Origin of the sequence: Glycomyces albidus (assembly GCF_009451885.1) — a bacterium.
Taxonomy (GTDB): Bacteria; Actinomycetota; Actinomycetes; order Mycobacteriales; family Micromonosporaceae; genus Glycomyces; species Glycomyces albidus.
The window spans coordinates 1-12722 of the sequence record NZ_WIAO01000063.1; the positions used below are offsets into that span (position 1 = coordinate 1).

Sequence of the window (12722 nt, forward strand, 5' to 3'; positions counted from 1 at the left end):
GCCCCCGCCACCCCGCCGAGCGGCACCCCCCACGTCCACCCGGGGCAGGTCCACGCCGGCCACCTGCCGCCCCGGCCGCCGCAGGAACGCGGCGAGGTCGGATCCAAGACCGTCCAGACCGTCCTGCTGAGCCTCGGCGGGCTCCTCGTGGCCGCCGCCATCATCATCTTCACCGCCGTCGCCTGGCGCAACCTCGGCAACGGCGGCCGCGCCGCGATCCTCGGCGGCGTCACCCTCCTGCTCCTGGCGATCCCGGTCGCGTGCAAGCGGTACCGCCTCTGGGCCACCGCCGAGACCTTCGCCGCGCTCGGCGCGCTCGCCCTGTGGTGCACGACCCTCGCCGGCTACTACCTGTACCGGCCGCCGGGCGCCGAATTCGGACCCGACTCGGTCGGCGCCTGGACCGCCGGCGTCCTCGCCGTCCTCGCGGCCTACCGCGGCGCCACCAGGCTCACCGCCACGAGCTGGGCCCTGCTCCCGCTCGCCGCGATCGGCGCCGCCTACGCCGCCGCCAGCGACCTCGGCCTGGCCGTCGTCCTCATGCTCGCCATCGCCCTCGCGCTCGGCATCGCCGCGTGGCTCACCGGCCGCTACCCGGGACGCTACGAGCGCTCGGACCTGTGGGCCTCCCGGTTCCTCACCTGCGCCGCCGTCGTCGCCGCCTGCTCGGCGGGCCTGCGCGCCGCCTTCGGTCTCGACGACCCGGTCGTCCCGCCCGTCGCCGCGGCCGTCGCCGCCCTCGCCGCCGCCAACCTCGTCGGCGTCGGATTCGCACGCCGCCTTCGCGTCTCGATCACGAGCATGCTCGTGGCCGCCTCCGCCGCCGGATCGCTCGTGCTGTGCGCGTGGACGCTCGCCGTCCGCTCGGAATCGCCCGAGCTGATCGTGCCCTCACTGGCGCTGCTCGCCGCCGCGGTGGTCCCGTTCGCGACCATCGGCTCCCGCGACGGCGCCTGGGGGTTCACGCTCGCGCAGGCCGCCGGCCTCGCCTCCCTCGCCGCGTTCGCGACCGTCGCCTTCGACGCGCCCGACCTGAGCGCCTACCTCGCCGCATTCATCGCCGCCCGGCTCGCCGCCCCGCTCGTCGGCGAACCGCTCGGGAAACCGCTGCGGATCGCCTCGTACCTGGTCGCCGCGGGCACCGCGCTCGCCGCATCGCTCATCGCGCTCGGAGGCGCATGGGCGATGGTGCTCCGCCTCGAGCAACCCGCCGGATTCAACTGGGAGGTCCCGATCGTCCTGGCGGTCTTGGCCTTCACCGCGGTCCTCCTCCCCGCCCGGTTCCGCGTCAACGCCGCCGCCCTGGCCGTGACCTTCGCCATCGTGTCGGCGGCGAGCCTCCTGTGGGGCGAGGACCCCGCGCGGTTCGACGCGGTCCCCACGATCGCCTTCCTCGTCTGCTGCGTCATCGCGCTGACCTCGGCCCTGGCCTCGGGCACGATCGCGGGCCGCTGCACGGGCTGGTCGTCGCTCGCGGTCTGGATCCCGGCCAGCGCGCTGGCGGCGGCCTCCAGCGAGACCATGGCCCCCGACGACAACTCCTGGATCACGCTCTGGATCACCATCGGCGCCGCCGCGATGCTCGTCATCGCCGCGGGCGCACCCCGCCGCACCCGCCCCGACCGGGTGCTCGCAGCGGTCCTCGCCCACGTGCTGGCCGGGATCTCCATATTCGTCGGCGTGATCCAGGGGGTCGTGATCGGGATCGGGACCTCCGACACCACCCTGTTCCCGTCCGCGCAGTTCGGCGTGTACACGCTGGCACTGGCCGGGGCGGCGATGATGGCACCGGTCCGCAAGTGGGGCTACGGGATCGCCGCGCTGTGCACGGGCACGCTCGGCTGGTGGTCCCTGCTGGCGGCCCAGAGCATCGAGACCCTCGAGTTCTACACCGGGCCCCCCGCCGCGATCCTGTTCCTCATCGGACTGTGGCGGCTCGAAGGACGCCCGGCCTCCGGGTCGTGGTCGACGCTGGCGCTGCCGATCCTCATCGGCATCGGGCCGAGCCTGCTCCTCGCGCTCGGCGACGGCGAGCCGGCCCGGCGCGTGGGCGTCGGCGCGGCCGCCATCGCGGTGATCATCGCGGGCCTGGGCCGGCGCTGGCAGGCGCCGCTCGTGCTCGGATCGATCGCGCTCGCGGTGCTCACGATCAACGAGCTGTCGCTGGTGTGGGACCACATCCCGGTGTGGATCCCGCCGGCCATCGGCGGCGCGATCCTCATCGGCGCCGGCGCGACCTTCGAGAAGCGCCGCCGCGACCTCGCCCGGATCAGAGACGGTCTGAAAGCGATGCGATGAGGATGCAACCGAACCGGCGCCGCACGGCGTCATTACCGATAGCACCGGGCGCGGCGGACCAACCCGGTCCGCCGCGCCGCTTTCCCTCTCCGGCGTTCGCCATGCCCCTTAGGGTGTACGATCGTGTGTATGGCGAGGCACAACATCAACATCAGTGAAGAGGTCTGGCAACTCGCGGCCGCTTCCGGCAACGCAAGCGCTTATATCGAGAACGCGGTCAGAGCCAAGTACTTGCGCGAGGTCCAGGACGAGGCGAACGCCGTCGTCGCCGCGCTTCCCCAATCCGAAATCGACGATTGGATGGCATGGGGCGCCTCCATCCTCGACCACTCGACCGAGGACAACCGGTGAACCCTGAGCCAGGGCAGGTCTTCCGCAGGATCGAACGGCCCGATTCGCTAGTAGTGGTGCTGTCATCCGCTGAAGACAACCGCAGCACTGGCTGGGTGACCGTGTGCGTCTACAGCCTGACGGGCATGATCGGCAATCTCCCGGCGACCAGGCATCTGCATAGCCTCACCCCCTCTCCCGGCTTCATTACCTGGACCATGCACCAGTCGGTGCCCGCGAGCGCCCTGGCCGAGCCGGTCGGGGTCGTGGAGACATCGGCGCTGGCCGCGGCGCGGGCCTCCATGGAGGCCCGCTTCAACTGATCCGCTGCGGCCGCGTCACCGCTGCGAGGTGGTCCCGCGCACGGGAGCGTTCGAGCCTAGTGGTGGTGCGCCGCGGCTTCGCCGCGGCGGTGGACCTCGCCGGCGAGGCGTTCGGCGATGGACTCGGGGGTCAGGCCGAGGTCGGCGAGCAGTTGGGCCCGGGTGCCGTGCTGGTGCCAGCCGCGTTCGACGGCGAAGTCCACGAGCGGGGTCTCGTCGCCGGAGTCGCGCAGGGACTGGGCGAGCGCGTCGCCGAAGCCGCCGGTGCGGATGCCGTCCTCCACAGTGGCCACGAGCGGGTACTGGCCGGCGAGCTTGACGAGCGCGTCCGGCACCGGGGAGATCCAGCGGGGGTCGACCACGGTGGCCCGGATCCCCTGCTCCGCAAGGAGGGCGGCGGCCTGGACGGCGATGCCGGCGAGCGAGCCGCAGGAGACGAGCAGCAGCTCGTCGTCCTCGTGCTTGACGAGCACGTCGAGTCCCTCGTGGACGTCTACGGCCGGGATGTCGGCCTCCGGGACCGCGCCGGTGGGGAAGCGGACCATCGTGGGGCCGTCGTCGACCGACAGGGCCTCGGCGAACTCCTCGCGCAGGCTCGCGGCGTCGCGCGGCGCGGCGATGCGCAGGCCCGGGACGACCCGGAAGATCGAGGTGTCCCAGATGCCGTAGTGGCTCGGCCCGTCGGGGCCGGTGATGCCGGCGCGGTCGAGGACGAACGTCACCGGCAGCCGGTGCATGGCGACGTCGAGGACGGTCTGGTCGAACGCGCGGTTCATGAAGGTCGAGTACACGGCGACGACCGGGTGCATGCCGTTCATCGCCAGGCCCGCGGCCGAGGTGACGGCGTGCTGCTCGGCGATGCCGACGTCGAAGACCCGCTCGGGGTGGCGCTTCATGAGCTTGTCGACGCCCGTCGGGCCGGGCATGGCGGCGGTGATCGCGACGACTTCGGGGCGCAGGTTCGCCTGGGCCACCAGCTCGTCGGCGAACACGGCGGTCCAGCGGCGCTTGGAGGCGGCGACCGGCTCGCCCGTGATCGGGTCGAACGCGGCCGAGGGCGCGTGCATCTGCTCGGCCTCGTCGGCGCGGGCCGGGGCCCAGCCGCGGCCCTTCTCGGTGAGGGCGTGGACGATGACGGGGCCGCCGAAGCCCTTGGCGCGCTCGAGCGCGAGCGTGAGCTCGCCGAGGTCGTGCCCGTCGACCGGGCCGACGTATTTGATGCCGAGGTCGGAGAACATGCCCTGCGGCGCAAGGGCGTCCTTGAGGCCGGTCTTGGCGGCGTGGAGGCCCGCGTAGGCGGCGCGCCCGAACACGGGGATGCGCTCGACGAGCTCCTGGATCTTGCGCAGCGCCGGCTCGTAGCCGGGGTTGAGGCGCAGCGCCGAGAGGCGCTTGGCGAGGCCGCCGACGGTGGGCGCGTAGGAGCGGCCGTTGTCGTTGACGACGATGACGAGCTTGAGGTCGTCGCGGGCGGCGATGTTGTTGAGCGCCTCCCAGCACATGCCGCCGGTGAGCGCGCCGTCGCCGACGAGCGCCACGACGTGCCGGTCGGAGCCGGACAGGGCGTGGGCCTTGGCGAGGCCGTCGGCGTAGGAGAGGGCGGTGGAGGCGTGCGAGTTCTCGACCAGGTCGTGGGGCGACTCGGCCTGGCTGGGGTAGCCGGTGAGGCCGCCGCGGCTGCGCAGGCCGGCGAAGGCGCCCGCCCGGCCGGTGAGTGCTTTGTGGACGTACGACTGGTGTCCGGTGTCGAAGACGACCTGGTCGTGCGGGGAGTCGAAGACCCGGTGGATCGCCATGGTGAGCTCGACGACGCCGAGGTTGGGGCCGATGTGGCCGCCCGTCCTGGCGACCGCGTCGACGAGGAATTCGCGGATCTCGTCGGCGAGTGCGGGCAGGTCGGCCTCGTCCATCGACTTGAAATCGGCCAGCCTGCCGATGCTCGACAGCAGCGGGCCCATCTCGGGTTCGTCGTGCGGGTTCATAACGCGGAAGTCTATCCGCGACACCGGCTGTTCGAAACCTCCGCGAGTGCGGCTGGGACCTGTCTCATGGCGGCCCGGGGGCCGTGATCAGGGCGTCATCGCGGCGGCGGGGGCGGTCACGGTTCGCGCGGGCGGCCGTCACGGGGCACGGGTTCGACCGGATCGCAGGGGCCCCACCGGAAGTTCATCCGAAAGCGTGAGAGTACCTGTCACTGTCGGAAAGCAGTCATTCCCCGAAAGGGACACGCCGTGCGAAAGCCCAGCCCTCCCGTGATCGGAATGTGATCATCGCAACATGGATCTCATCGACCTGCACCAGAACACGGAATGGCCCGCACGGCTCGATCAGGTGTTGAGCTCCTCACCGGTGGACTGGGGTGCGCGGCGGGAGCGCGTGCGGGAGGTGGCCCCGGGCCTGGCCCGGCTCCAGCGGCTGTCCGCGGTGCCGCGCTTCGACCTCGACGCGGTGGACCCGGAGGTCTACGAGGGCATCCTCATCGACGCGCTCGCGGCGGCCGCGCGCGGGGGCGCGGCCTACACCGAGCTGCGGCTGCCGCAGGAGTCGGTGGTGTACCCGCAGTTCATGGAGCGCTTCAAGGCGGCGCGTTCGCAGGTGACCGAGGACTACCCGGAGTTCGACGCGGGCGCGGTCCTGAGCATGAACCTGTGGGATCCGATGCTGCGGGAGCTGTGCGACGCGTTCGGGGACGCGGCGGCCGCGGGCCTGGCGGGCGTCGAGATCATCTACGTCCCGTATGCGGCGGAGGCGGACTGGTCGCGGGGCCGGGTGGTCGCCGAGGCGGCGGGCGCGGCGGGGCTCGGCGTGACGGTGCCGGCGGGGGCGTTCAACGCCTCGAACCTGGCGGCGCTCACGGAGATCGAGCAGATCCGGCGGATCGGGCACGCCGTCGGCGCGGCGAGCGACCCGGGGCTCATGCGGCTGCTGGCGGAGCGCGGCGTGACGGTCGAGGTGTGCCTGACGTCGTCGGTGGTGCTGGGGATGGTGCCGAGCCTGGAGGAGCACCCGCTGCCGCGGTTCCTGGAGGCGGGGATCGAGGTGGTGCTCGGGACCGACTCGCCGATGCGGATGGGGACCGGCATCGCCCGCGAGTACGAGAAGGCGCGGGCGCTCGGACTGAGCGACACGGATCTGGCGTCGATCACCGAGCACGCGAAGGCGGCGCGGCTGCCGTGACCGCCGCGGCCGGTCACGAATCGGTCTCGGCCTGGCCTCCGCCAGATCTCAATTCTGTCGAATGTCTGTTTGTAGACAATCCAACCGACGACAGTACACATCCTTTCATCGCGCCTCTCACCAGCACAGACGCGGCGATGCCACGGCTCGTGTCTGCTTTCTCACGCACTGCTCGGCTTGAAAAAACCCGAGCGTTGGCTAGGGTTCCCAGGGTTGCCGCCCCTCGACGACGCCCCCCGACGGATGCCCGTGCCCGGTCCGGCGACTCGCGCCCTCCCCCGCCGCGAGCGCCGCCGGCCGGGTACGAAAGGAAGCAATGCCAGCGATCGAAGTGGAGTCCCTGTACAAGGTCTTCGGCAAAGGCGCCCGAAGCGCCGTGTCCCAGCTCGAGGCGGGAGTCCCGCGCGACGAGCTCACGGCGAGGAACGTGACCGCCGCCGTCATCGACCACACCTGGTCCATCGAGCCCGGCGAGATCTTCGTGGTGATGGGCCTGTCCGGCTCGGGCAAGTCGACCCTGATCCGGATGCTCAACGGCCTCATCAAGCCCACCTCCGGCACGATCCGCATCGACGGCGTCGAGCTCGGCTCGCTCTCGGCACGCGAGCTGCGGCGCCTGCGCCGCGAGAAGATCAGCATGGTCTTCCAGCACTTCGCGCTCCTCCCGCACCGCACGGTCGTCGAGAACGTGGCGTTCGGCCTGGAGATCAAGGGCCTCGCGAAGGCCGAGCGACTGGAGCGCGCGAGAGAGGCGGTCGAGCTCGTCGGCCTGTCCGGCCACGAGGACAAGCTGCCCGCGCAGCTCTCCGGCGGCATGAGGCAGCGCGTGGGCCTGGCCCGGGCCCTCGCGGCCGACACCGAGATCCTGCTCATGGACGAGGCGTTCAGCGCCCTCGACCCGCTGATCCGGCAGGAGATGCAGGACCAGCTCCTGGACCTCCAGGGCGCGCTCGGCAAGACCATCGTCTTCATCACCCACGACCTCAACGAGGCCATGCGGATCGGCGACCGGATCGCCATCTGCGACGGCCAGGTCAAGCAGCTCGGCACCGCCGAGGAGATCCTCATGCACCCGGCCGACGAGTACGTCGCCGAGTTCACCGCCGACGTCGACCGCACCCGCGTCCTCACCGCCGAGGCCGTCATGGAGCCGTGCGGGACCCGCGACACGAGCGCGTTCACGACCGTCGAGCCCGACGTGCCGGTGAACGAGCTCTACGAGCCGGTCCTGAACTCGCGGTCGCCGCTGCTGGTCGTCGACGACAACGCCGACCCGCTCGGCGTCGTCACGCCCCGGTCCATCATCAAGTCGCTGGCGCCCGAGCGCGAGAGCGCCGGCGCCGAGCAGGAGGCGCAGCCGGCATGATCGAGTACCTCCGCGACTGGTTCTGGACCTACATCTGGAAGCCCTTGCCCGACATGCCGTTCGGCGCCTGGATGGAGACGTTCATCCGCTGGGCCCGCGACGCGTGGGCCGCCGGGTTCGACGCCGTCGACGCCGGCCTGGAGTTCCTGTACGCGAACCTCGCCGACGGGCTCCTCTGGCTCCCTTCGGGGGTCATGGTGCTGCTGTTCGCCGCCGCGGCGTGGGCCGCGAAGGGCTGGAAGCTCGGCGTCGGCATCGGCCTGGGCATGTTCGTCGTCGCCTGGACCCCGTACTGGGAGGAGACGATGCAGACCCTGGCGATGGTCCTCGTCGCCGCGGTCATCGCGATCGTCCTGGCGATCCCGCTGGGCATCGCCGCCGCCGAGAGCCGGGCGTTCTCGGCCGTCGCGCGGCCGGTCCTCGACTTCATGCAGACGCTGCCGGCGTTCGTCTACCTCATCCCCGTGGTGATGCTCTTCAGCGTCGGCGTCGTGCCGGGCATCATCGCCACGATCATCTTCGCGATGCCGCCGGGCGTGCGCCTGACCGAACTGGGCCTGCGGCAGGTCGACGGCGAGGTCGTCGAGGCCGGGCAGGCGTTCGGGGCCTCCCCCGCGCGCATCCTGGTGCGGATCAAGCTGCCGCTGGCGCTGCCGACGATCATGGCCGGGCTCAACCAGGTCATCATGCTCGCACTGTCCATGGTGGTCATCGCGGGCCTGGTGGGCGGCGGGGGCCTCGGCGCCGTCATCTCCGGGTCGCTGGGCCGCCTCGACATCGCGGCCGGCTTCAACGCCGGCCTCGCCGTGGTCCTGCTCGCGATCCTCCTCGACCGGGTCACGCAGGGCCTGTCCGACCGCACCCCGGTCGCGCGGGCCGCCGAGCTCGCCCGCTGAACCACGCCTGAAGAACGCCCCGAGAAGTCAGCGCGGGCACCCGCTCGCCGGAAAGCAGGAGACATGCAACGACGTTCGATCATGAAGGGCGCCATCGCCACCGGCGCGACCGCCTCCCTCGCCCTGGCCGGCTGCTCCGTGGAGGACGAGCCCGGCGAGGCCGCGGCCGAAGGAGTCGACTTCGGCCTGCCCGAAGGCGAGGGCGAGATCGTCATCGGCTACATCAACTGGGACGAGGCGGTCGTCGCCACCGAGCTGTGGCGCCAGGCCCTCGAAGCGTCGGGGTACACCGTCACCACCCAGGAGTTCACCGAGGTCGGGCCGTTGTTCGAGGGCCTGTCCTCGGGCGACCTGGACGTCTTCCTCGACGGGTGGCTCCCGATCACCCACCAGACCTATATGGACACCTACGGCGACCGGCTCGAGCAGCTCGGCACCTGGAACGAGAACGCCTCGCTCACCGTGGCCGTTCCGGCCTATGTGGACGTCGATTCGCTGGCCGAGCTGAACGCGAACGCCGGCCTCTTCGGCGGCCGCATCGTCGGCATCGAGGCCAGCGCCGGGCTCACCGAGGCCGTGCAGAACAGCACGATCCCGACGTACGGCATCACCGACCTGACGCTCGAGACCTCGTCGACGACGGCGATGCTCACCGAGCTCGACAGCGCGATCGCCGCCGAGGAGCCGATCGTCGTGACGCTGTGGCAGCCGCACTGGGCGTACGCGAAGTACGACCTGAAGAACCTGGAGGACCCGGAGGCGACGCTCGGCGAGGCCGAGACGATCAACATCCTGGCGCGCACCGGGTTCAGCGACGATTTCGCCGACGTCGCCGGGGCCCTGGAGTCCTTCGCGATGAGCGACGAGCAGCTCGCGGACCTGGAGAACACGGTGTTCGCCGAGCATGACGGCGATGTGCAGGCCGGTGTCTCGGCCTGGTTGCAGGACAACCGGTTCAGCGACCTCGTCGCCTAGGCGTCCGCCCGGCAGACCCGCGCGCGGCGCTGCGGCGGCCGGGGCCCTGGGGGCCCTGCGGCAGGAACGAGGACCGGGCCGACCTCCGCCGTCGCAGCCCACGCGCGCAGGCCGTACGCGGCCTGGCCGCCTCCCCCACAGGGGCGGCCCCGGTGCGGGACCGGAACGCCCGGTCCCGCACCGAAACCACGTTCCCGGGCCCGCGCGGTGCCGCGCAGGGTGCGAGCGTCGGAAAGCGTTCGTTTGCATTGATATATGTGGATGCGTCGGTTAATATGTGACATGGCAACCGGTTTCGGCCGGTCGCCGCAGGTTGGCGGTGGCATTCCCCGGCATCGCGCACCGCATGGCGCATAGGAGCACCATGTCGATCCACGACCAGGACAAGTCCACATCCCCCGACGCGGCCCCCGGACCGAACGTCAAACGGCGCCGCCTGTTCCACGGCGCGATCGCCGCGGGCGGCCTCGCGGCCGCCGGAGCCGGCGGCCTCGGCCTGGCCGCCGCGCAGGAGTCCACCACCGCGGACGCCGGCGCACTCGCCGTCCACCCCGGGATGCTCCACACCCAGGCCGACTTCGACCGCATGCGGGCGAAAGTCGACGCCCGCCTCGAGCCGTGGCTCTCGGGCTGGAACAGGCTCACCGCGAACAGCCACTCCCAGAGCACCTGGACGGCCCGGCCCACCGCGACGATCATCCGCGGCGGCGACGGCCAGAACTACCCGCAGCTCTACAACGACATCCACGCCGCGTACCAGAACGCGCTGCGCTGGCGCGTCGGCGGCTCGACCGCCCACCGGGACAAGGCGATCCAGATCCTCAACGCGTGGTCGAACACGCTGACCACCGTCACCGGCAACGCCGACCGGTTCCTGGCCGCGGGCATCTACGGGTACCAGTTCTGCTGCGCGGCCGACATCGTGCGCGGCCAGAGCGGTTTCGACCTCGGCGCATTCCAGGACATGATGACGAGCGTCTTCCTGCCGATGAACGACTCGTTCCTGACCGGCCACAACGACGCGTGCATCACCAACTACTGGGCCAACTGGGACCTGTGCAACATGGCGAGCAAGCTCGCCATCGGCATCATCTGCGACGACTCGTCGATCACCGGCCAGGCGATCGACTACTTCTGGAACGGCGAGGGCAACGGCTCCATCCGGAACGCCATCCCGTTCGTCTACGACGGCGGCCTCGCCCAGTGGCAGGAGTCGGGCCGCGACCAGGGGCACTCGATCATGGGCATCGGGCTCATGGCGACGTTCATGGAGATGGCCTGGAACCAGGGGATCGATCTGTACGGCGCCGACGGCAACGCCTTCGCGAAGGCCGCGGAGTACGTGGCGCGCTACAACCTCGGGCACGACGACCTGCCGTTCACCCGGTACAGCTGGGGCACCGGCCAGAACTGCGCCTACCGCGAGCACACGGTGATGGGCTCGGGCGGGCGCGGGCAGGTCCGGCCGGTGTGGGAGATGGTCTTCCACCACTACACCGCGCGCCGGGGCTTCGCGATGCCGAACGTCGGCACGATCTGCGGCACCAACAGCCCCGAAGGCGGAGGCGGCGACTACGGCACCACCTCGGGCGGGTTCGACGCCCTCGGTTTCGGCACGCTCGCGCACGTGCGACTGACGTGGGACGAGATGCCCGACGACCTGAAGCCCCTCGGCTGACGCACGGCGGGCCCCGGCAGGCCGGGGGCCGCTCGCCTCGCCGGCGCCGCTGGGCTCAGGTCCTGGCTCAGGTCGCCCGGGGCACCGAACCCGCGCGGCTGCCGCCGGCGCCGGCGCGGGTGGGTGGGACCTCCATCCCGAACCCCCACCCGCCCGGGGAAAGGTAGGTGCGATCCTCCCGCCCGGGTCCGACAAGAACGGCCGCAAACGGCCGACCCGTCACCCTGGCGAGGGACGGGATGCGAGCGGTCGGCCGCGCTGCGGCCGGCCGCTCACGCGTACCGCCCGCGTTGCCGGCGGCCGCTACGATCCCTGGGCAGCACCCGCTTCCAGCCGCCGATCCCCTTGGTGCGCTGCCGACGAGCTAGGAGACCCTTTGTTCGGCATCCTCGCCCCTTGCCCGTCCCGCACCCCCGACGGCCTCAAGCCACGTTGGATGGGGCATTTCTGCGGCCTGTGCCTCGAACTGCGCGACGACGCCGGCCAGCTCGCGCGGCTCACCACCAACTACGACGCCCTGGCGCTCTCGGTCCTCGTCGAGGCCCAGCTCGGCGGCGACGCCGAGTCCCGCAACGCCGGGCCCTGCGCGCTGCGCGGGATGCGGCGCCAGACCGTCGCGGTCGGCGGCGGTCCGCGCCTGGCCGCGACCGCCTCGCTGCTGCTGGCGTCTGCGAAGCTGCGCGACCACGTCGAGGACGGCGACGGCATCGCCGCCCGGCCCGGCGCCCGCGGCGTCGCGGGCCTCACCGCGGACCGGTTGCGGGCTAAGGCCATCGGGCTCGGCGAGTCGATCAGCCTCGACGTGGACCCGCTCGTCGCCGCCGTCGCCCGCCAGCGCGAGGTCGAAGCCGCCAGCGGCACCGGCACGCCGCTCATCGAGGTCACCGCGCCGACCGAGGCGGCCACCGCCGAGCTGTTCGCGCACGCCGCGGTCCTGGGTGGACGGCCGGAGAACGCCGACGCGTTCCGGACCGCCGGCGCGGCGTTCGGGCGCCTGGCCCACCTGCTCGACGCCGCCGAGGACTTCGAGGAGGACGCCGAGCGCGGCGCGTGGAATCCGCTGGCCGCCACCGGGGCCGGCGTCGAGGGTGCGCGGTCGCTGGCGCGCGAGGCGCTCGGCGACCTGCGGGCCGCGCTCGAGTCGGCCTCGCTCGTCGACCGGACCATGACCGAGCTGCTGCTGGACCGCTATGCGCGCCACGCGGTCGCGAAGACGTTCGGCACTACGTGCGCGGCCTACCGCCACCCCGACTCGCAGCGCGACCGGCACCGCGGCCGGGACCGGCGGTACGACGACGGCCACCGCGGTCGCCGCCGCGGTTTCTGGGCCGGGCTGTGCAGTTTCGCGGTGCTCGCCTGCACCTGCCAGCTGTGCTGCGCCGAGCACTACGAGGGCCCGTGGTCGGGCCGGTCCCGGGAGGGCTGCTGCCGGGACTGCTGCGACTGCTGCAGTTGCGACTGCTGCCAGTGCTGCCAGTGCGGCGGCGACTCGGACGGGGGCTGCTGCGGCTGCGACTGCCCCTGCTCGTGCGACTGACCGCGGCGAGGGCGCCTCGGCTTCAGTTCGGCGGCTGCGGCCAGCCGTTCGGCGCCGCGGGGCCGGAGGCGGGAGGGCCGGGCTGCACCGGCGGCCGGTACCCGTACTGGGTGCCGGGGGCGCCCGGGCCGCCGGGCGGGAC

The 12722-nt window shown here is 72.1% G+C and carries 10 protein-coding genes; 9 read left to right on the forward strand and 1 reads right to left on the reverse strand.

Annotation, left to right across the window (positions count from 1 at the left end; all coding sequences use genetic code 11):
- The 3 genes from GFD30_RS26490 to GFD30_RS25410 form a co-directional block, all read left to right on the forward strand.
- Positions 1 to 2298, forward strand: a 2298-nt coding sequence (locus GFD30_RS26490) for an SCO7613 C-terminal domain-containing membrane protein (protein WP_194202119.1), incomplete at its 5' end; no start/stop codon positions are given.
- A gap of 129 nt (positions 2299 to 2427) precedes the next feature.
- Entirely contained in the window at positions 2428 to 2649 is a 222-nt protein-coding gene (locus GFD30_RS25405) for a hypothetical protein (protein ID WP_153027947.1), read from the forward strand.
- A complete protein-coding gene (locus tag GFD30_RS25410; RefSeq protein WP_153027948.1) occupies positions 2646 to 2951 on the forward strand; it encodes a hypothetical protein in 306 nt (101 codons plus the stop codon). The genes GFD30_RS25405 and GFD30_RS25410 overlap by 4 nt, the downstream gene beginning before the upstream one ends.
- Before the next feature lie 56 nt (positions 2952 to 3007).
- Here GFD30_RS25410 and dxs read toward each other — a convergent pair whose 3' ends face one another.
- The gene (gene dxs, locus GFD30_RS25415) at positions 3008 to 4933 is read right to left on the reverse strand and encodes a 1-deoxy-D-xylulose-5-phosphate synthase (RefSeq protein ID WP_153027949.1); all 1926 of its coding nucleotides are present in this window, start codon (positions 4931 to 4933) and stop codon (positions 3008 to 3010) included.
- A gap of 295 nt (positions 4934 to 5228) precedes the next feature.
- Here dxs and GFD30_RS25420 point away from each other — a divergent pair, with 295 nt between their 5' ends.
- The 6 genes from GFD30_RS25420 (at position 5229) to GFD30_RS25445 (ending at position 12580) form a co-directional block, all read left to right on the forward strand.
- Positions 5229 to 6128 (forward strand): amidohydrolase family protein, encoded by a 900-nt coding sequence (locus GFD30_RS25420; protein ID WP_153027950.1) that lies wholly within the window; start codon positions 5229 to 5231, stop codon positions 6126 to 6128.
- 316 nt (positions 6129 to 6444) lie between these two features.
- Positions 6445 to 7494, forward strand: coding sequence for a quaternary amine ABC transporter ATP-binding protein (locus GFD30_RS25425; RefSeq protein WP_194202120.1), 1050 nt, complete (start codon positions 6445 to 6447; stop codon positions 7492 to 7494).
- Positions 7491 to 8390 carry an ABC transporter permease gene (locus tag GFD30_RS25430; protein WP_153027951.1) on the forward strand — a complete coding sequence of 300 codons (900 nt, stop codon included), beginning with the start codon at positions 7491 to 7493 and terminating at the stop codon, positions 8388 to 8390. Before GFD30_RS25425 ends, GFD30_RS25430 begins: the two co-directional genes overlap by 4 nt.
- A 63-nt stretch (positions 8391 to 8453) precedes the next feature.
- Positions 8454 to 9365: a glycine betaine ABC transporter substrate-binding protein gene (locus GFD30_RS25435; RefSeq protein WP_153027952.1), complete on the forward strand. Its 912-nt coding sequence runs from the start codon at positions 8454 to 8456 to the stop codon at positions 9363 to 9365.
- A 364-nt stretch (positions 9366 to 9729) separates the two neighbouring features.
- Positions 9730 to 11043 carry an alginate lyase family protein gene (locus GFD30_RS25440; RefSeq protein ID WP_153027953.1) on the forward strand — a complete coding sequence of 438 codons (1314 nt, stop codon included), beginning with the start codon at positions 9730 to 9732 and terminating at the stop codon, positions 11041 to 11043.
- A 376-nt stretch (positions 11044 to 11419) separates the two neighbouring features.
- Positions 11420 to 12580: a DUF5685 family protein gene (locus GFD30_RS25445; protein ID WP_153027954.1), complete on the forward strand. Its 1161-nt coding sequence runs from the start codon at positions 11420 to 11422 to the stop codon at positions 12578 to 12580.
- The last annotated feature ends 142 nt before the right edge of the window (positions 12581 to 12722 follow it).

What these genes read in the sequence shown, in the direction of transcription:
- GFD30_RS25405 (WP_153027947.1), top strand. Translation starts at nt 2,428, where the DNA reads ATGGCGAGGCACAACATCAACATCAGTGAAGAGGTCTGGCAACTCGCG.
- dxs (WP_153027949.1), bottom strand. Translation starts at nt 4,933, where the DNA reads ATGAACCCGCACGACGAACCCGAGATGGGCCCGCTGCTGTCGAGCATC.
- GFD30_RS25420 (WP_153027950.1), top strand. Translation starts at nt 5,229, where the DNA reads ATGGATCTCATCGACCTGCACCAGAACACGGAATGGCCCGCACGGCTC.
- GFD30_RS25425 (WP_194202120.1), top strand. Translation starts at nt 6,445, where the DNA reads ATGCCAGCGATCGAAGTGGAGTCCCTGTACAAGGTCTTCGGCAAAGGC.
- GFD30_RS25430 (WP_153027951.1), top strand. Translation starts at nt 7,491, where the DNA reads ATGATCGAGTACCTCCGCGACTGGTTCTGGACCTACATCTGGAAGCCC.
- GFD30_RS25435 (WP_153027952.1), top strand. Translation starts at nt 8,454, where the DNA reads ATGCAACGACGTTCGATCATGAAGGGCGCCATCGCCACCGGCGCGACC.
- GFD30_RS25440 (WP_153027953.1), top strand. Translation starts at nt 9,730, where the DNA reads ATGTCGATCCACGACCAGGACAAGTCCACATCCCCCGACGCGGCCCCC.